Annotated in this window: 16 protein-coding genes and 1 pseudogene; 3 read left to right on the forward strand and 14 right to left on the reverse strand. The window is 35.2% G+C overall.

The window, feature by feature from the left end:
* Positions 1-258: 258 nt before the first annotated feature.
* From ACQV2X_RS07130 to ACQV2X_RS07155, 6 genes are all read right to left on the reverse strand, one after another.
* Positions 259-915 carry an ABC-2 transporter permease gene (locus tag ACQV2X_RS07130; protein WP_428874229.1) on the reverse strand — a complete coding sequence of 219 codons (657 nt, stop codon included), beginning with the start codon at positions 913-915 and terminating at the stop codon, positions 259-261.
* 164 nt (positions 916-1,079) lie between these two features.
* Positions 1,080-1,745 carry an ABC-2 transporter permease gene (locus ACQV2X_RS07135; RefSeq protein WP_428874228.1) on the reverse strand — a complete coding sequence of 222 codons (666 nt, stop codon included), beginning with the start codon at positions 1,743-1,745 and terminating at the stop codon, positions 1,080-1,082.
* Positions 1,742-2,590 (reverse strand): ABC transporter ATP-binding protein, encoded by an 849-nt coding sequence (locus tag ACQV2X_RS07140; protein WP_428874226.1) that lies wholly within the window; start codon positions 2,588-2,590, stop codon positions 1,742-1,744. The genes ACQV2X_RS07135 and ACQV2X_RS07140 overlap by 4 nt, the downstream gene beginning before the upstream one ends.
* Entirely contained in the window at positions 2,577-2,963 is a 387-nt protein-coding gene (locus ACQV2X_RS07145; protein ID WP_428874224.1) for a GntR family transcriptional regulator, read from the reverse strand. Before ACQV2X_RS07145 ends, ACQV2X_RS07140 begins: the two co-directional genes overlap by 14 nt.
* Before the next feature lie 108 nt (positions 2,964-3,071).
* Positions 3,072-3,272: a cold-shock protein gene (locus tag ACQV2X_RS07150; RefSeq protein ID WP_428874223.1), complete on the reverse strand. Its 201-nt coding sequence runs from the start codon at positions 3,270-3,272 to the stop codon at positions 3,072-3,074.
* 220 nt (positions 3,273-3,492) lie between these two features.
* The gene (locus ACQV2X_RS07155; protein ID WP_428874222.1) at positions 3,493-4,356 is read right to left on the reverse strand and encodes a GNAT family N-acetyltransferase; all 864 of its coding nucleotides are present in this window, start codon (positions 4,354-4,356) and stop codon (positions 3,493-3,495) included.
* A gap of 185 nt (positions 4,357-4,541) precedes the next feature.
* Here ACQV2X_RS07155 and ACQV2X_RS07160 point away from each other — a divergent pair, with 185 nt between their 5' ends.
* Positions 4,542-5,291: a hypothetical protein gene (locus ACQV2X_RS07160; RefSeq protein ID WP_428874220.1), complete on the forward strand. Its 750-nt coding sequence runs from the start codon at positions 4,542-4,544 to the stop codon at positions 5,289-5,291.
* 150 nt (positions 5,292-5,441) lie between these two features.
* Here the strand turns inward: ACQV2X_RS07160 and ACQV2X_RS07165 are convergent.
* The 8 genes and pseudogenes from ACQV2X_RS07165 to fdrA form a co-directional block, all read right to left on the reverse strand.
* Positions 5,442-5,707, reverse strand: a pseudogene (locus tag ACQV2X_RS07165) (DUF1722 domain-containing protein).
* A gap of 130 nt (positions 5,708-5,837) precedes the next feature.
* Positions 5,838-6,671 carry a TspO/MBR family protein gene (locus ACQV2X_RS07170; RefSeq protein ID WP_428874219.1) on the reverse strand — a complete coding sequence of 278 codons (834 nt, stop codon included), beginning with the start codon at positions 6,669-6,671 and terminating at the stop codon, positions 5,838-5,840.
* A 138-nt stretch (positions 6,672-6,809) separates the two neighbouring features.
* Positions 6,810-7,067: a DUF5960 family protein gene (locus ACQV2X_RS07175; RefSeq protein ID WP_428874218.1), complete on the reverse strand. Its 258-nt coding sequence runs from the start codon at positions 7,065-7,067 to the stop codon at positions 6,810-6,812.
* A gap of 171 nt (positions 7,068-7,238) precedes the next feature.
* A complete protein-coding gene (locus ACQV2X_RS07180; RefSeq protein WP_428874217.1) occupies positions 7,239-8,855 on the reverse strand; it encodes a PucR family transcriptional regulator in 1,617 nt (538 codons plus the stop codon).
* A gap of 276 nt (positions 8,856-9,131) precedes the next feature.
* Positions 9,132-10,202, reverse strand: coding sequence for an ureidoglycolate dehydrogenase (gene allD, locus ACQV2X_RS07185; protein WP_428874216.1), 1,071 nt, complete (start codon positions 10,200-10,202; stop codon positions 9,132-9,134).
* 9 nt (positions 10,203-10,211) lie between these two features.
* Positions 10,212-11,000, reverse strand: a complete 789-nt coding sequence (gene allE / locus ACQV2X_RS07190) for a (S)-ureidoglycine aminohydrolase (protein ID WP_428874215.1) — start codon at positions 10,998-11,000, stop codon at positions 10,212-10,214.
* Positions 11,001-11,933, reverse strand: coding sequence for a DUF2877 domain-containing protein (locus ACQV2X_RS07195; protein ID WP_428874214.1), 933 nt, complete (start codon positions 11,931-11,933; stop codon positions 11,001-11,003).
* A complete protein-coding gene (gene fdrA / locus ACQV2X_RS07200) occupies positions 11,926-14,934 on the reverse strand; it encodes an acyl-CoA synthetase FdrA (protein ID WP_428874213.1) in 3,009 nt (1,002 codons plus the stop codon). Before fdrA ends, ACQV2X_RS07195 begins: the two co-directional genes overlap by 8 nt.
* 291 nt (positions 14,935-15,225) lie before the next feature.
* Between fdrA and ACQV2X_RS07205 the strand changes: the two genes are divergently transcribed.
* A complete protein-coding gene (locus ACQV2X_RS07205) occupies positions 15,226-15,978 on the forward strand; it encodes an alpha/beta hydrolase (RefSeq protein WP_428874211.1) in 753 nt (250 codons plus the stop codon).
* 23 nt (positions 15,979-16,001) lie between these two features.
* The gene (locus tag ACQV2X_RS07210; protein ID WP_428874210.1) at positions 16,002-16,934 is read left to right on the forward strand and encodes an AEC family transporter; all 933 of its coding nucleotides are present in this window, start codon (positions 16,002-16,004) and stop codon (positions 16,932-16,934) included.
* Positions 16,935-16,979 lie beyond the last annotated feature (45 nt).

Below are 16,979 nucleotides of genomic sequence, written 5' to 3' on the forward strand. Positions count from 1 at the left end.
TAGTTTTATCCCGCAAATTTTTAAAATTTCAGGACATTTTCATTTACGGTTGACAATTTTATTTGAAAGTAAATGATGCTTTTGTTAAACGTAAATGATGCTTTCATATATAATTAGCTGGGAAGTCAAGCGGCTGTAAGCCAATTGAAATGATACGAATTATTAAATAGCTGCTTTAACATCCTATATATTATTACTCGATGAAATGTTTCAGCTGAAAACACTTAAATGATTGTCGAATTTTACTCCCTTGTTCATTTAATAGTCACGTCTTCTCATAATCTTCATACTTATAATTAAGGAAGCAAAATAAGTAAAACTCATGACTAGTATGGAAGTAAAGAGTTGGCTCCATTTATTTGAAAAGAAGTTTTTCAAAATCCTGTATAAATCTGTTGAAATTATCTTTTCACTGAATAAAAAGAGGACCACTCCAACAATACAAAGGACTAAAAAGCTAAAGATTATTAATAGTGTCCCTTCTGAGCCAAATTTTAATTGAATAGGTAACAGTATCAAAACCAGGATTGAGCTAACAGCCAAAATCATTAGTATCGTCAAAAGATTGTCTATAAAATTGAAAGTTTGTGGACTTTGAAAATAAGCGACGAGTGAAGTCAAATAAACTTCAAAAACTAATAAACCTATTAACCCTATGATTAAGGAAAAGCATTTTGAATATACGTAATCTTGGCGGGTATATGGTAGGGTCAAAAGCATTGGCATCCCATTTTCCCTCTCATCATAAGTCATGGGTGACAGTATCAAAGATAAGATTGAAACTGAAATAACACTTATCAAAGCCAGGTCACCAGATTTAATATACAAGATAATGAAAATCATTATTATTGGTAAAAAAATATGTAACTTGGTCTTGCGAATTAATAGCCAATCTTTATATAGCAAACCTTTCATAAGCCACCACCTCCTTTTATTAATTTTACATCGCTTTACACTGATTAATTATTCGTGGAGAACATCAAAAAGGGGCATTGATTTTCTAAGCTGAATTTTAATATGAATGACTTAAGTGAACGTTTAATCTTGATCAATGACATTTCTATATTTGCCTTCACAATTTAATACTCCCGCTTTTGCATAATTCTGCTACTTATATAATAGGATATGCCCATCATTCCTGCTATCACTAGTATGAATAAAAAGAAAACATTCCAATCATTTGCTAAGAAATTTTGCAAGAACTGTATTTGATCCAATGAAATTAACTTAAACTCCTTAATAAGATAAAGAACTCCCATTATTCCTCCAAATAATAAGCCACCTACTACCATCATGGCAATCATTGCTTTTTTAACACCATATTTTAAATGAATGGGAAGCAAAATCCAACACATAGCAGAAGATACCACTAAAGTACTCAATATTTCAAGAAAGTTGTCAGTAAAAGAAAATTCTTCAATATTTTTGAAGGTAGCCATACTGGTGATTAAGCCCACTTCAAAAATCAATAAAGTAACGATGGTTATAACTGCAAACAAATATTTTGAACGCACATAGTCTTGCCGTGTATACGGTAGCGATAAAAGCATGGGCATGCCATTATCATACTCATCGTAAGAAATAGTCGAAATAATGGAGAATAGACCTACCATCGAGGTGTAAGTCATAAAAAATAATTTATCGTCCCCACTATAAAGCACAATGATTCCTACCACTACTGGTATCAGAAATTGCAGACCCATCTTACGAATTAGTAGCCAATCTTTATAAAGCAATCCTTTCATTTGCGACCACCTACCATTAATTTAATTAAATCATCCACCGAAGCTTTTTCGATAATTACTTGTGGATAATTTTCCAAATAAAACTGTCTTTGATTGGTTAAGCAGCAATAACCATAATTTGTCTGATCAATCTTAATGATATGCGATTGATCGATCTGATCCAGTTCTTCTTGACGAAGCTTTAAAATACCATAGCTAGATAAAAGTTGATCCATTTCCTCGTACATAACTATTTTACCTTGATCGATAAGGTAGAAATCATCGCAAATCCCTTCCAAATCTGTGGCAATATGGGAAGAAATTAAAATGCTCGTTTGCGGAGACTCGTCTAAGTATTCACGCAAAATATCTAATATTTCTTCACGCGCCACTACATCCAACCCTGAGGTCGGCTCATCCATTATTAAAAATTGAGCTTTATGCGAAATGGCCGTAATTACTTTCAGTTTTGCCTGCATACCTGTCGAAAATTTTTCAAACTTTTTATCCCACGTTAAGCCTTGCTGGTCTACAAAATGTCTAAACATGGCCTCATCAAAGTTTCGATAGCTACGCTTTAAGATAGCTAAAACATCTTTACAATTCATCACTCGACTAAAATTGGAATCCGACAAAACGACCCCCAACTTCTCCTTGTCATGACCAGATAACTGATTAACCGGACGCCCAAGAAGTTCAACTTCCCCTTGATCAGGAAAGATCAAACCAAGAATCGCCTTAATCGTCGTTGTCTTGCCAGATCCGTTCCTACCCAAAAAGCCAGTTACCATTCCTTCTTTAACTTGCAAACTGCAATCGAGCTGAAAAGAACCGTAATTTTTCTTTAAATGATTAACTTTTAACATCCCAATCCCCCATTAATAAATCAAATATGGACTGCATTTCATCTTTACTTAAGTGAAAAAGTTGTGCTTTCTCAATTGCTTGAGCCATTATAGCTTCCACTTGCATCAACTGTTCATTACGTAAAAGTTCTTGATTGGCTTCTAAAACATAGGAGCCTTTACCATGAATTGTCTCAATAAACCCTTCTCTCTCCAATTGGTCATAAGCTTTTTTGACCGTTAGCGCACTGATCTTCAATTCCTTAGAAAGGGATCTCACGGAAGGAAGCGCACTTGCAGTCGGTATTTCTCCTGCTAGAATCATTGCAGTTATCTGGTCTACAATTTGTTCATAAAGAGGAGTCATACTTGTATTATCGATAATTATTTGCATGCATTTTGCCCCTTTCATAAACAGTGTATAACAGTATATAACACTTGTCAATCCTTTTATAAAAAAACACAAAAAAAACACCAGCAAAGCTGGTGGGTTTAAATTATATTAAAGTTTTACGATGTTTGCGGCTTGGTCGCCACGATCGCCTGAAACAATATCGTAAGACACTGCTTGGCCTTCATCTAATGTTTTGAAGCCGTCTCCAGAGATGGCTGAGAAATGTGCAAAAACATCTTTCCCATCTTGTCCTTCGATGAAACCAAAACCTTTATCGGCATTAAACCATTTTACTGTACCTGTATTCATATATAAATCCTCCTGTGTGCGTCTTAAGCACTTTGTATTGCAATAACTAAATAATTAAAAAGAAGATTTACATTTGTTGAATGGAAATGACTTAATTAACTTATTTCTTTACTACTTACCTAGTATAGTCCAAAATTATTGATCTGTCAAACTTTATTTGAAAGTAAATGATGCTTTCATAAATTAAGAGCTAGAAAGTCAAGTGGCTGTACTAAATGTTCTATTTTTTAAGTTCTAAGTGGACAATACGAGTGATTTCCTTAAACCCTAACTTTTTATAAAGATTAAATGCAGTTTGGTTATCTGCTTCAACTGTTAAGTGGAAAGGCTTATGATTTGATTGAATCAAATCATTAATTGTTTGCTTCATTAGGTAAGTGGCAATTCCCTGCCCTTGAAAATTTGGGTCCACTGCAACACCAAATAAATAATTGACATCTGAGCTTTGGTCAGCAGAAATGGATGCAACTACATACCCTTGGCATAGGGCTACATAGATGGGGCTTTCTTGGTTTGCTACTGTTTCTCTAGCATATCGTAGGCTCAGCTCATAATCATCCTCAAAGCTTTCGGATTGAAAGCGAGCAATTTCCTCTACATGTTCCTCAGAAGCAATCAGAACTTTAATATCAAAACGTTCTTCAACTAAGTAAGGACTTGTCCCATAAGCCATTAATACTTCCTCATCTGTTAACAATAAGTTTAAAGAGACTAAAAATTTTGGATTTTCATCTATAAATATGCGTTCCGTTTTAAAAGTAAGAGATTTAATTCCATAAGAAGCAGTTTCTGATTGAAAGTTTTCGTAAAGTTTAGATGCTATGCCCTTGCGTCGATAGTTTGGATCGACAATTATTGAAAGTTCCGCTTCAGCATCATCGGCATAAACTGCTAATAAACCTATCATTTTCCGATCTTTATAGGCCGTAAAAAAACTAGGCATTGATCGATCAAAATTGTATCGATTAAATAGATACGGATCAGAAAAGGTTCGATCCACTTGATGTTTGTGTGTTAAAAGATCTTTTGCTGCTTGTATGTCGTTATTAGATAGATTTTGTTTACTTTGATAATGAATATTCATCTTACACACCCTTTTTAGCTAAGAATTAAATTTATTGCTTGATAATTTTAAGCTGAATAATCTGATTTAATGTTATAGATTTATATATCAGTCTTTCTTCTATATTACATTAAAGTGAAAGTTGTTGCTATTTGATAACTTGTATAGCATATTATAAATAACAAATCATTTGAGAGGTGGTCACTATGAAGAATAAATTTTTTATTAAAGTCCTCTGTTTAACATTAGGAATTATGACAGTAACCCTTGAGGCCAGTGCTGAAAATAAAGAAAAAGAGAGAATTCCTGCAAAAATTCAATCCAGTTTGAAACTAGAAAAAAAAGAAACTGCTAAAGCAGGGGCGATGACCGAACAATTAATCAAGGATGGCAATTCAAAAGTCACAAAGTATGATAAGAAGAACAAAGACTATCAAAATCAAGAAGCCATCATTCCAAAAAACTATTTAGACGTTATGCATACCGAGGGAAAAGTTTTAGGAAAAAACCCCAATACCATCGAATCAAATGGGATCGTCGTCGAATATATTCCTTTAGAAGATAATACAGGCAGTAAAGATGACTTTGACCAAGTGAATGATGTATTAGGGATAGATGGTGTTCCTCAAGTTGGAATGAATGGTATCCGTACCTTTTTTGGCCATTATTATGACCATATTAATACAGGAGCTTTTGCTCCCTTTGCTAGCAACAATTATTTTGAACCGGGTAATGAATTTATTGTTACAGATAAGGACGGAATATCCAAAGGCTATGAAATCACAGCAATCATTCCCATTCAAACTGACTTCCAATATAACTATTTCTATAATGAAGATTCAATTCCCTTCCTTGCCTATTACGGAAATGGCGATGACATGGCTGCCTTTATGACTTGTCGTTGGGATAAAGCTATTGGCCAAATGGATTTTGCTATAGCTTATCGCATTTGGTAGATATCAACCTTCAAATTAACTCTAATTAATTTTGACCTTCCTTTTGGAAGGTTTTTTCTAATAAAAAGAGCCTTTCACCATTCAATCCTAGTTAAAAACTTAAATTAAATGAGTAGAAGACTCTAATTGGAAATTTATTTAAATTCGCTTTTATTTTAGTAAAGTCGATGCCTGCAAATAAGAATTGGTGTATCGCTCAAGTAAATGGTTGATATATTTAATGACATCTTTTGGTTCGATTTTTCCTTGTGGATAGACCTCTAAGCTGCTTAAAAATCATCTTTTTCCTGCTGATTGGCTTGTTTTTTAAAATAAGCCCATCCATGAAGCAAGGCATTTACGCTTTGCTTTTGGTTTTCTGGCATTTTTCGGCAATATCTTTTTTCCACGAACATATTCGAGGTCAACATGATCATTTTTAAGGTGCTCTTTAATCTCTAAGTAAATATTTTGTAATTTAGAAAGAACTAAATACTTATTTCTTCTCCAAAGAGATTGACTTTCTTTTTTTGAAATTTTGACCCACCATATTTGTTCCCTTTCTACTCATTGATTTTGGCTGTTTAGATCCTTTGGGAAGATGCTATTTTTATTCCTAACAAACCGATAGATAGACGATACTACTAAGATAGCTAAACCAGCTAATAAGACAGCTTTAATACTTGTTACTAATTCCGGACTATGTACACCTTCTTCATAATTACTATAAATGCCATAGAAAGCCCAAGCTATTGAGATAGGAAAGAAAGCATTCTTATACATAAAGACATAGCCTACAACGAAAACAATGGCAATAATAATAACCACCAATGACCACACTGAATCTGAGATACCAAAGCCATCCCAGCCTATTTTGACTAAGAAAATAGAGATGTTTAAAAAAGTTGCGATTAAAACCCAAGCAGCATAGAGTGTAAAAGCGTAAGCTGGTAAATTATAAGAAATGTTTTTACTATTATAATTAATTTTTTCAATCAGTTTCATTAATGCTAAGAGTAATATAAAAATCATCACAACAGAAAGACCTATCAATTCGTATGAAAAACTAAAGATCCAACCCATATTAAAAAGACAGGAAACGATAAATAAAGGAGAAATCAGTGAAATAGTATGCATAATTTTTTTATCATCACGCTTAAAGGCTAAATAAGTCAGCGTGATTAACACTAAGGTGTAAATCACAACCCATATACTAAAAGCAAAACCAGTGGGAGTAATCAGTGTTGTATATTTAGCAGATACTTCTTGCTGGCTCATATCATTAATTAAACCTGATCCCCCCAAATAATTGACAAATATGGTAAGAAAAAAAGAGATGAAATCAGCTATTATCCAAAAATTTGTTCTATTATCAGCTTGACTCTTTGTTTGTTCTAACATATTTATCATTCCTTTTTACATTTTAAACTAACGACCTTTAGGTACCCCTCAACTCAATTCAAAAAAACGTTTCCATTTTGATTATAACATCTTTACTTATTAATAATATGTTCTGCATGTTTGTCCATTAAATAAATTTTAAAACAAATCACAGCCACGATATTCATAGAACTTATCAACTACACGAAAATAAAAACAATGATTTTTGCCGTCTAAACTTTTTGCTCGAGGTAAGATAAAAAATGTTATCTCATCTCTTTGCATCATCTTAATAATGCTGTCGATTACACAATAAAGAGGCAAACCTACAGCTGAATATCTCATATAATCTTCTTCTAATTGTCGATAGGCCAAATCAAAAAAATTAATTTCCAGCGCTTGTTCTTCCTTCAACATCGAATCACCTCTTCAACATTATAGAACGTACGTTCGTTTTTTTTCAAGAGGTTTTAACTTTTAGCATTTTTTATCTTTATTAAAGTCCTTTGCAATAAAATAGCAAACTCTCTTAACTCCAGCGATGAGCCATAAGAGTTTGCTCAAACTGATCTGCATATGACTGATAAGCTAGACGCTAAGCATTAAGGCTATTCTAATGTTTAAGGACGCTCTTGGGTCGGTAACATCAACTCCTAATAATTCTTGACATTTCTCAATACGATATTTGACGGTATTTCGATGAACAAATAGTATATTGGCAGTTAACGTTGTCTCACACTGATTATCTAAGTATACCTTAAGGGTTTCACGTAATTCTTTTAAATTATTTGTTTGAGGATACGCTAACTCTTTTAGTACTGATTCGCAAAAATAATTAATATCTTTACTGTCGATATCGTGAAAAAGATGTTGAACTCCCGAATTGTTATAATAGCTAATAGTCTCTTTATTATAATCTGTCAATCGAGCTTTAAATGCTAAGGATGCTTGGTCAATCGACCTGGATACTTGATCAATTGAACTGACTGATTCGCCGACGCTAAAAATCATGTCAATATTAACCAGTTTTAACAAATCATCATGACACTGCATTAATTTCTCATCCAGATTACCGACATGATTTTGTAAGATTAGATAGAGATGGGCATTAGCGTCTGTTTGAAATAAAAACATATCCTTAAAATATTCTTGACCATAAATTTTTAGAAAATCTAAAATTAACGCATATTTTTCATAGAGTTTAACTGTTTTTAATTTAGGTTCCAGTGCACTTGAAACATTTACTTCAACAGCCAAGTAATAGTTGGAGTCAACATATTTAATTTCTTCAATCGTTTTATAAAGAATCCCTTTATTTAAGGTATCTCCTCCCATAGTCTCTAACATAAAACTAGAGGAAGTGTGTAAATAGCTGGAAAAAACTTTTTCCGTTTTATAAAGAATATAGGAAAGAACTAATTTGGCTTGATCAATCGTAAAGGCAGATATGGGGTAGGTCATATTCTCTGGGTTTAATATGAGCAAGTAATGGGGAAAGTATTTAAATACAAAGACACTGCTGGCAGAGATTAGAAGTGTCTGGTCATTTTCATCTTTCATTTTAAAATAATCATTAGGGACTTGTTTTTGTTTAAATCGCTTTTGAAACTGCTCCTGCAACGATTGAATAAGAAGTGGTTTTTTAGTGAAATGATGCGAATAACTCACCACTTTTTTTATTGGGCTCAAGAGAATAATCGGACATTTAATGATTTTACTGAATTCATTGATTACTTTATCAATGGAAGTATTGTTAAGTAAAAGGTCTGAGAATTGCTTTTGAATACTTAGCGCAAACTCAATTTCTTCTTTTCGTTGATTCCAGATATAATTTGAAATTTGATGGAGTAAGCGTCCGAGTGGATATTTATCAGGTATATTAATAATAGGAAAGTTGCGCTGATTGGCATAATCAATCACTTTGGGATGGAGTTCTCCATTAAGAAAACGTCCTGATTTAATGGCTAAACCTACTCCTTTAGCACGAATTAATGAATCGATAAAGGGAATCATCTGCAACTGATCATCTTTAAAAATCATTCCGGTTGTAAGAATTAACGTCTCCGGACTGATATAAAACTCAACATCGGGTGTTTCAGTTATTTCGACGTTACTAACTTCTTGGTGTTCAATTGTTTTTCTATCTGTTAATAATTTAATCTCCGAGAGGTAGTCGATTGTTAATAATTTTTCTACGGATACCACACAAACCATCTCCTTAGTAAACTCATTATACCAAGAGATTTAATTCCTTCCTACTTTTACAAGCCATCTTTTATAGGATATAAAACAACTTAGACTGAGACTAACCAAAATAACAATTTCTTGCTTAAGCAATTTTATAACTGATTTTCATCTTCCTTTTTTAAAAGACTTGACGCTTATCACTTTCTTCAATATAAAAAATAGTCTAGCAATTGATAGATTGTTAGACTATTTTTAAATTTATTAATTATCTTGTTTTTTCTAAGCTTATGTGGTTTATTCAGCAAAAGCGCCTTTATTACCATACTGATTAAAATGAACAGTATCTGACTCAAGGTAATCGATAATATGTTTTGGAATATCAATCCCTTTTTCAAGATTACGTTCTGTGCTTAAAACCGCTAATTCTCCAGGATAGTAGACCTGATCGAAGCCATCAGCTGGTTTGATAGCATGCAACTCCTCTACCATCTGTTCAATATTGGAAGTAAATTGATCCAAGCTAGTAAAGCGTGCTGGGTCGACCGCGATATAAACGTGTCCTAAGTCTCTGCCCTTGTCTAAATCATTATACATTGAAGAGACACTCTTACCAAAAGGTAAGCCAAAGAGCATACCCGAAAGAATATCAACAATCATCATTAAACCATATCCCTTGGGACCCGCAATTGGTAAAAGACCTGCTACTTTATGTGGATCGGTGGTCGAATTACCTTCAGCATCAACTGCCCAGGTATCCGGAATTGACTCGCCCTTTGAACGCGCATCCAAGACTTTGCCCCAAGCTTGAACAGTGGTTGCCATATCAAAGAAGATTGGACGACCCTCCTTGCGAGGTGCACCAAAAGCAATCGGATTGGTTCCAAAATAATTTTCAGACCCTCCAAAAGGCACTACCATAGGATCAGATTGTGTCATCGACAGGCTAACATAACCAGCTTCTGCCAACTTCTCAACATAGTAAGCTAACATACCTGTATGACTAACATGGGTGACTCCTACCATGGCAATTCCATTTTCTTTTACTAATTCGATGACTTTTTCTAAAGCAAGATTAGCAATATAATGTCCTTGACCATTGTCACCATCAAAAGTAGCTGTCGCAGGACCTGTTTTTGTATAAGTAATCTTCGGTTCTTTGGTCACGCCCCCCTTGGCAATGCGTTCAGCATAATATGCAACACGAACAGCTCCGTGAGAATGAATATCAGATAAATCAGCATAAGTTAAGTGTTTAGCCGTTTCTAAAGCCGAATCTTCTGGTAGTCCTGCTGCCATTAACTTCTTTTTTATTAAGTCTTGTAGACGACTGGCTTGAATTTTTACTGTTTCATTTTTATCTGTCATTTTATCCTCCTATAGTTTAGGGTTGCGGTTAGCATCTTTAGAATAAACATAAGATAAAGGTTCGTCACGTCCAACAGCATAAGCGCATTGTAAAGAATATCTTCCCATAAAGATGTAGTCACCTTTTTCGACCGGGAACCACTTATTATCAAGGTTATACATTCCTTGACCAGAAAGTAGATAAGCACCATGTTCTTGATAGTGGGTTTCGATATATCCATGACTAGCTCCTGGTTGGAATTCAAGAATATGAATATTCATATCAAAGCCAAAATCATCTGTTGGCAAGAAGTTCCATAAGAGGACGTCTTTCATACCTTCATACTCAATTGGTTGTAAATCAGCTTTATTACCCACCACTTTATGCGCTTCATGACCTTCAATAGCATCATAACGTCGTTGGTACAAGAAAACTTCTGTTATCTCTTTTTGAGCATTTTCTAGATACATTAATTGATCTACTGGGAAGAAAGCGTAGCCACCATCTGTTAATAGGTGTTCTTCTTTACCATCACTTACTTTTAATTTACCTGAGATAACATAAGCAAATGTTTCAAGCCCTTCTCCACCAAAACCACGTTCGTTCTTACCGCCTTCTTGGAACTCTGCAATATAATCATTAAAGCTAGCGCCAAGAGCAGGTGAGCCTAAAATTGAAATCAAAACATTTTCAAATCCTGGAATCTGATTATTCACTAAACCATCATGCGGTAAAATTGCATATAAGTCTTTCTCAACCACAGCACGACTTTCTAATAAACCATCTCTATAACCTGTTTTATTGTTTTTATATCCCATTTAAACCTCTCCTTTTAAAAGTTTGTTTTTTAGTATTAGTTGTAAGTAAAATTGTGCTCCCAAGAGCATATCATTACCTGAAGTGTGCCCATACGATTGGATTGCACGAATTGATTGACTTAACTGATCAGTTGCTTGATTCTCTATCGCCTCAATCAATTTCAGCCATATCGGATTGACTTGTCTTGCTAAAGCAGCATGATAATAGGCTTGACTAACTTTAGTTGTTGCTTTTACTTTCAGCGCTTGCTGGATGAGATTAGATAATATTACACAGGTTTGTTCAAACGAAGCAATTGGACCTCGGCGACTTAAGAGACTCTGTTCCATAACTAGCATTCCTTGTAAAAAGTCATCTCCCGAAGGAGTTAGTCCAAGCCCTTTACCAAAAAGAAATTGGACTAAATCTGACATTTTAGCTGGATCAGTCAATAAATCATTTTGTAGATCGCCAAGCAATTTGTTTTGATAGTAATTTTGCAGTGTAGCTAACTTATTAAAAGCCGATTGCTGATAAACTTTGGCTTTTCTCAGGCTATCAATAAGCTGTTTTAAATCTTTAACGGTTAGCTTTAAAGAATAAGCGGGTAAACAACAAGAATATCTTTGATAGTCGACTAGATCAATTTTTAGGGGTAAAGGGCGCGTATAGACAATCCATGAATGGTTACGCTGTCGAATTTGTTCACCCGGCTTCAGACAGCGCATCAACTGATTAAACACTTGCTTGTTTTCTAACTGAACGCCTATTACAGAAGCCTTTTCTTGATTAACTGCTGAAAGATAAATCAGTTGTTGTGAACCCTCTGTCTTTCTTGTGACTAAATTAATCCCATGTTCAAAGACAGAGTCGACCCAATATATTTGATCTTCTAAGGGGAAAAGATAAGTCGAGATCAATAGGGCTGTTTTATCCGCTACTAGCTTATTCATCCACCTTAATTCCTAATGATTCCGCAAAAGCTACTAAAGCTTTTTCAAAGCAAGCAATCGGAGCAGTAACCGTTCCAGCACCTACTTGACCGACACCTGCTTTCTTATGTGCAATACCAGTATTAATAATTGGTTCAATTCCTGTTTCAACAACTTTACGAATATCGATTCCTAAGTTAGCTCCACGGAAATCCCAAGTTGGAATAGACCAGTTAGGGTTTTGTGCGCTGACTATTTTTGCTTGTTCATTGGAAATGCGAACTGCGTCTTCAAAACCACCTGCACCGATAAAGCGTGTCACTCCAGGGGCCGCTACAATGGCTGAACCACCTAAACCGATAGTCTCTGTAATTGCAGAGTCTCCGATATCCTTACTACCGTCTTCTTCACTATAACCAGTGAAATATAGACCCTTCGGCGTATTAACAGGTGCAGTAAACCATTGGTCACCCATGGCTGCAATACGAACACCAAAGTTTTCACCATTACGTGCCATAGTGGTAACAATACAGCCTTCTTGAATCTTACGTGCGTAGTCAACAATCGCTTTGCCAGTAGCCATCGCAATATTGAGGAAGAACTGGTCGGTATCCGCTAAGAATTGAATCACTTCCTGCTTTTGTTTAGCATCAATATCTAAGGATGTAATGATTGGAGCAATTTCTTTTAGGAATACAAGGGAAGCCGCAATATTTCTTTGGTGGAATTCATCACCCATGGTAATGGCTTTAGCAATCATAACATTGACATTAATACCACCTTCAATTTGACGTAACGCTTGTCCTAATACAGGCCCTAATACATCACGCATCCATTCAAGACGAGTAATAACTTCCTCATTGTTGGCTCCGAAACGTAATACCGTTCCGATCCCTTCGTTCATAATACAGTAACCAGTGGTACCGTCTGCTTTATTTTCAACGATAAAGACAGGGAAATTAGCAGTAGTAATTCCGCCCATAGGGCCTACTGCGCCCACATGGTGACAAGGCATGAAGGTGATTTCTCCAGCATCAATTTGTTGTTGTGCTTCTTCATGATTGGAAGCCCAGCCTTCAAATAGCATCGCTCCAATAACTGAACCTTGCATTGGACCCGTCATGTTTTCATATTTCACTGGTGGTCCAGCATGTAAAACAACTTTTTTATCCGTATTTAATTCTGGGATAACCTCTTTAGCATATTTCACATCGATTAAGTAAGGTTGCGAATCTCGCATACGACCAATTACTTTCTGGTTGGCTTCATCAATAGCCTCTGCATGTTTTTCTAGTTCATTTAAGATCTTGATTAATTTCTTATTGCCACCTGCTTTTGGTCGCCAGTTGTATTGAATAGCTTTGCCTCCAAACTTAATAATTGGATCCACAAAACTTTCGATACCAATATTTATAACACGTGGAGAAGTCATCACTAATTCTTGAACGTGTTCACTTGGACTAGGTAATTCGATCTTTTCGCCTGTATAAGCCACATGTTCTTTAGCAGCAAATTGATAGTGAACGCCCATCAATTCTAAAGCTAAACGAATCGCTTTTGCGTTAGTTGTTTCAACATAAACGCCCGCTTCTTTTAAGTTGGCTACAGCCTTATCGTAATCTTGAGGATCGTTTGGTGTTCCCGTTACAGTCGCAACAACATAAACTTCACGTTCACTATCAGCCAATTTTGAGAGATTTTCTTGAATAGTAGGAATCAGAGCATTAGCCATATCTGGGTGTGAACCATATCCTAAGACAACATCTAATAAAATAACACCTGTCTTTTCATCTGCAAAAGCTTCTTCTAACTTTTCAATTCGAATACTTGGGTCAATCATTGGATGTGGTTTACCTTGTGTATAAACATCGTCTCCTAAGTCCATCACTTGGAAACCGTGCGTATTTAAGATGTAACCTTCTTCGTTTTGAATATCTCCTAGTTCTAAAGCATCTGCAATTAGCATAGCTGCTTCATTTGCTAATGTTCCACCTGAGTAGAGACCTTTTACTGTTTTGTCTTTTAATTGAGATTGGATTTGGTTATCTAACCCGTCCACATATTTAGCTTTGACTTCTTCACCATTAGCTAAGTCTATTGCTATTCTAGCTGCTTCTTCTAATGTATAAGCTAAAGCTACATTACCAATATGTTCGGTTGGTTTTTCACCTAAGAAAATAGCTACTACAGGCTTGGATAGGGATTGTAATACTTTAACAACTTGATCCCTTACTTCTTTTGCAGGTGGTTTAGAAATAACACAGATGACATCTGTCAATGGGTGCTTTTCTAAAGCGATAATGGCGTCAATCATGGTACGTGCGCCAACTGCTTCCTTCAAGTCTCTACCACCAGTACCAATAGCGTGAACTACTCCACCACCTAAACGATCAATAATAGTTGTGACTTCTTGAATGCCTGTCCCTGAAGCTCCAACCACGCCAATATTTCCTGGTTTCACAACATTGGTAAAGGCCATTGGAATACTCGAAATGATTCCTGTCCCACAATCAGGCCCCATGAATAAGAGTCCTTTTTCATGCGCCTTCTCTTTTAGTCTCACTTCATCTTCCATTGAAACGTTATCTGAGAATGAGAAAACATGTAAATTATTATCAAGCGCCTTTTCTATCTCATAGGCTGCATACTCTCCTGGAATAGATACTAAGGCTAAATTAGCATCTGGTAAAGCTTCCATTGCTTCCTCCCAGTTATCAACATCTACCTTATTATCAGATTCTTTCTTAACCGTTAGGTCTGCCAGAAAATGATCGATTTCTTCTAAAACTTTGTCAAAAACTGCTTGATCTTCTGTTTCAACTACAATTGCCAAATCATTAGCACCGGCAGATTCTAATTCAGGAGTAGATAAACCGGCCCCTTTAAAGATATCCTTATTTGCATCCGTCGCCATCATAACCTGTGCTTGAGTAACACCATCAACTTTATTAATTTCTGCTGATAAAAGCATCAAGTTAATAGAGTCTTGATAATTACCTTTTTGAATTTTTGTGAATAACAAGAAAACCCCTCCCTTTGTCTACTATTATATCGTTTTCCCTCATATAATTCGATTGCTCAGTTTACAAATAAAACGCCTTCTTTTGTTCATTTCGAACAAAAATAAGGTTTCTTTCATTTTAAATTTGTAGTGGATGCGTTAAAAAGAATGTTAAAATAACCTTACAAGAATGGGCTCCATCTCCCTATTTAGAAGAAGGTGATTTAAATTCGACAAATAATTGATGTTTTTCAAACTCCTCACTATAAAATTTCAGCTACACTATATAGATCTTCACTGCCACAAAGCCAGATGTTGATTTATCTTCACGGTGGTGGACTGATTTTTGGTCAACGCGAAGACTTGCCGGGCGAATATATCGAATTACTTAACAGTAAAGGATATTCGATACTAGCTCTTGACTACTTATTAGCTCCTGAAAGTAATTTAGAGCAAATCATTAATCTTTTAAGCAAAACTCTTGAATGGTATCAAAATGCAGGTTATCAATTAGCAGGCCAAATAGATCCTTCATACAATCTGTTTGGCCGGTCAGCCGGAGCTTATCTTGCCCTACAACTAGCTACAAGAAGGTCTTCTAAATGGTTGAAAACTATCATCAGCTTTTATGGCTATTACAAGTTAAATGATGCAAACTTTATCTATCCTAATCCTTACCATAATAAATTTGCGAAAGTGTCCAAAGAATTAATCGAGACTTTCATTCAAAACAAACCTATCAGTCAGGGAAACGAAAATGAGCGTTATTTAATCTACCTCTATTGTAGACAAGTTGGAAATTGGATTGAATTTCTAACGGATGATCCAAACAGTTTTTCACTCACTAAAGAGCAAATTAACCTACTACCTCCTTTACTTCTTGTCCATGCTGATAAAGACCCTGATGTTCCCATTCAACAATCAAAACAACTAAACAAATTCGCTAATCAAAGTCATTTGATTGAGGTTGCTTCTGCAGATCATGATTTCGATCGAACAAATTTAACAAAAGGGAGAGAGGTTTATCTGCAAGTCATAGAGTGGCTTGATTCGTTATCAAATTAAATAAAAATTGAAAGGATGTTTTTATGCAGTTAGATTTTATGTCCACGCTTCAAAGTGTGCTCGTCTTATTCATTCTTATTATTATTGGCTTTTTTGCTGGTAGGTGGAAAGTAATCAGTGCTCAAGGTCAAAAAGATATTACCAACCTTGTTTTGTATATCACCATGCCGGCAACCATCTTTAATGCCATGCAATTAGATTTTAATATTGAACGTGTGCAAAGAGCTTTTACAATTCTAATAATTGTAGCCGTTTGTTATGCTGGTATGTTGTTATTAGGATGGTTAGTTGCTAAACAAACTAAGTTAAGTATTTCCGAGCAGGATGTTTTTAGAGTGGCCCTTCTTTTATCTAATACCTCTTTTATGGGTTACCCTATTGTTAGTAATCTCTTAGGAGAAGAAGCTCTATTCTATGCTGTTATCGGCGCCGGGTTTTTATTTGAAACTGTCTCATGGTCAATTGGTATTTATTTAATGGGAAGAAACGGTTCAGGTAAGGTAGAATTTAATTGGAAAAAAATTGTTCTAAGTCCCGGCATCTTATCGATAGTCGTTGGTTTAATCTTCTTTCTTTTTAGTTGGCGAGTTCCTCAACCCTTGGATAAAGTTTTGAATATTTTAAGCCCGGCAACTTCACCGCTAGCCATGATTGTTGTTGGTTTAATTCTATCGCGCAGTGATATTTCTAAGATATTCGCTAATAAATTCTTATATATTCAAGCTTTACTCAAACTCGTTTTTATACCTCTAATAATTCTCTTTACTTTAAAAGCTTTTAATTTCTCAAACTATGAGTTAATTATTCCGACTATCATGTTAGCTATGCCGACAGCATCTTATGTAGCTATGTTTGCTCAAAATTACGACAATCATCCTGAGTTTGCTAGTCAGATGGTCTTTATGACTTCTCTGCTCTCAGTCGTTACCATACCAATCATCACTTTGCTCTTCTAATTAAAAAGTCTTCTGTTGGTATTAAAAAACCCCTAAGAATTAGAT

The sequence above is a fragment of the Facklamia sp. P12945 genome (assembly GCF_050409485.1).
In the GTDB taxonomy this organism is placed as follows: Bacteria; Bacillota; Bacilli; order Lactobacillales; family Aerococcaceae; genus Facklamia.

Coding starts and splice junctions, on each gene's coding strand:
- ACQV2X_RS07160 (WP_428874220.1), top strand. CDS start 4,542: ATGAAGAATAAATTTTTTATTAAAGTCCTCTGTTTAACATTAGGAATT.
- ACQV2X_RS07155 (WP_428874222.1), bottom strand. CDS start 4,356: ATGAATATTCATTATCAAAGTAAACAAAATCTATCTAATAACGACATA.
- ACQV2X_RS07135 (WP_428874228.1), bottom strand. CDS start 1,745: ATGAAAGGATTGCTTTATAAAGATTGGCTACTAATTCGTAAGATGGGT.
- ACQV2X_RS07170 (WP_428874219.1), bottom strand. CDS start 6,671: ATGTTAGAACAAACAAAGAGTCAAGCTGATAATAGAACAAATTTTTGG.
- ACQV2X_RS07195 (WP_428874214.1), bottom strand. CDS start 11,933: ATGAATAAGCTAGTAGCGGATAAAACAGCCCTATTGATCTCGACTTAT.
- allE (WP_428874215.1), bottom strand. CDS start 11,000: ATGGGATATAAAAACAATAAAACAGGTTATAGAGATGGTTTATTAGAA.
- ACQV2X_RS07205 (WP_428874211.1), top strand. CDS start 15,226: ATGTTGATTTATCTTCACGGTGGTGGACTGATTTTTGGTCAACGCGAA.
- ACQV2X_RS07130 (WP_428874229.1), bottom strand. CDS start 915: ATGAAAGGTTTGCTATATAAAGATTGGCTATTAATTCGCAAGACCAAG.
- ACQV2X_RS07175 (WP_428874218.1), bottom strand. CDS start 7,067: ATGTTGAAGGAAGAACAAGCGCTGGAAATTAATTTTTTTGATTTGGCC.
- ACQV2X_RS07150 (WP_428874223.1), bottom strand. CDS start 3,272: ATGAATACAGGTACAGTAAAATGGTTTAATGCCGATAAAGGTTTTGGT.
- ACQV2X_RS07210 (WP_428874210.1), top strand. CDS start 16,002: ATGCAGTTAGATTTTATGTCCACGCTTCAAAGTGTGCTCGTCTTATTC.
- ACQV2X_RS07140 (WP_428874226.1), bottom strand. CDS start 2,590: ATGTTAAAAGTTAATCATTTAAAGAAAAATTACGGTTCTTTTCAGCTC.
- ACQV2X_RS07145 (WP_428874224.1), bottom strand. CDS start 2,963: ATGCAAATAATTATCGATAATACAAGTATGACTCCTCTTTATGAACAA.
- allD (WP_428874216.1), bottom strand. CDS start 10,202: ATGACAGATAAAAATGAAACAGTAAAAATTCAAGCCAGTCGTCTACAA.